This window comes from Streptomyces sp. NPDC001393 (assembly GCF_053597455.1).
In genome coordinates, this window is the sequence record NZ_JBSFIH010000146.1 from 1 (window position 1) to 1,957 (window position 1,957).

Genomic DNA, 1,957 nt, shown 5'->3' on the forward strand with positions numbered 1-1,957 from the left:
CACATGTAGTCGCGCTCTTCGTCGGTGACCATCTCCAGGGTCAGCTCGTCGTGGTTGCGCAGGAAGATGCCCCACTGGCAGCCGGAGGGGATGGCCGGTGTCTTGGCGAGGATCTCGGAGACGGGGTAGCGGGATTCCCGCCGTACGGCCATGAAGATGCGGGGCATGACCGGGAAGTGGAAGGCCATGTGGCACTCGTCGCCACCGGAGGAGTAGTCGCCGAAGTAGTCGACGACGTCCTCCGGCCACTGGTTGGCCTCCGCCAGCAGCACCTTGTCGGGGTACTGGGTGTCGATCTCCTTGCGCACCCGCCTGAGGAACTCGTGGGTCGCCGGCAGGTTCTCGCAGTTGGTGCCCTCCTGCTGGTACAGGTACGGCACCGCGTCCAGCCGGAACCCGTCGATGCCGAGATCCAGCCAGAACTTCAGCGCGGAGATCATCTCCTCCTGCACCGCCGGGTTCTCGTAGTTGAGGTCCGGCTGGTGCGAGAAGAAGCGGTGCCAGTAGTACTGCTTGCGTACCGGGTCGTACGTCCAGTTGGAGGCCTCGGTGTCGACGAAGATGATCCGGGCACCGGGGAACTGCTTGTCGTCGTCGGCCCAGACGTAGTAGTCCCCGTACGGACCGTCCGGATCCCGCCTCGACTCCTGGAACCACGGGTGCTGGTCGCTGGTGTGGTTCATGACGAAGTCGATGATCACGCGCATGCCGCGCTGGTGGGCGGCGTCCACGAACTCCACGAAGTCGGCGAGGTCTCCGAACTCGGGCAGTACGGCGGTGTAGTCGGAGACGTCGTAACCGCCGTCCCTGAGCGGGGACTTGAAGAACGGCGGCAGCCACAGGCAGTCCACGCCGAGCCACTGCAGATAGTCGAGCTTGGCGGTCAGGCCCTTCAGGTCGCCGACGCCGTCGCCGTTGCTGTCCTGGAAGGAGCGGACCAGGACCTCGTAGAAGACCGCTCGCTTGAACCACTCCGGATCCCGGTCCCTCGCGGGCGTGTTCTCGAAGGTGTCCGGGACGGGCTCATTGACGATCATATTGTGGGTGACCCTCCGATCTGCGGGTTGGACGGTCGCAGGACGCTGCTGTGCTCGCCCGGGGACGCGACGTCAGCGGCTTCCGCCGCACCACCCCCGGACCCCCGGCCGACGGTGAGCACATGCGCGCCCCCAGGCCCAAGGCGCACATAGTTGGCCCTGCCCCAGTGATAGGTCTCGCCGGTGAGCTCGTCGCGCACCGGCACGGACTCGTGCCAGTCCAGGCCGAGTTGCGGCATGTCCAACGAGACCGTGGCCTCCTGGGTGTGGTGCGGGTCGAGGTTGGCGACCACCAGAACCGTGTTCGACCCGCTCCGCTTCGAGTAGGCGATCACCGCGTCCTTGTCGGCGTGGTGGAAGTGGAGGTCGCGCAGCCGGCGGAGGGCCGGGTTCTGCCGCCGGATGGTGTTGAGCCGGGTGATCAGCGGCGCGATGGTACGTCCCTCGCGCGCCGCTCCCTCCCAGTCCCGCCGCTTGAGCTGGTACTTCTCCGAGTCCAGGTACTCCTCGCTGCCCTCCCTGAGCGGGGTGTTCTCGCACAGCTCGTAACCGCTGTAGATGCCCCAGGTGGGGGAGAGGGTGGCGGCGAGCACGGCCCGCACCTCGAAGGCCGGGCGGCCGCCGTGCTGGAGGTAGGCGTGCAGGATGTCCGGGGTGTTGGTGAAGAAGTTCGGCCGCATGTAGGCCGCCGCATCGCCCGCCAACTCGCTGGCGTACTCGGTGAGTTCGTGCTTGCTGTTGCGCCAGGTGAAGTAGGTGTACGACTGCTGGAAGCCGATCTGGGCGAGGGTGTGCATCATGGCCGGGCGGGTGAAGGCCTCGGCGAGGAAGATCACGTCCGGGTCCTTGCGGTTGACCTCGGCGATGACCTGCTCCCAGAAGACGACCGGCTTGGTGTGCGGGTTGTCGACGCGGAAGAT

General features: G+C 66.5%; 1 protein-coding gene and 1 pseudogene. Both read right to left on the minus strand.

Annotated features, from left to right (window positions below):
- A partial coding sequence (locus tag ACWC2T_RS45925; RefSeq protein ID WP_450676231.1) for an alpha-amylase family glycosyl hydrolase occupies positions 1 to 1,037 on the minus strand: 1,037 nt, incomplete at its 3' end.
- Positions 1,034 to 1,957, minus strand: a pseudogene (locus ACWC2T_RS45930) (alpha-1,4-glucan--maltose-1-phosphate maltosyltransferase); the annotation flags it as partial. The pseudogene ACWC2T_RS45930 and the gene ACWC2T_RS45925, both read right to left, overlap by 4 nt.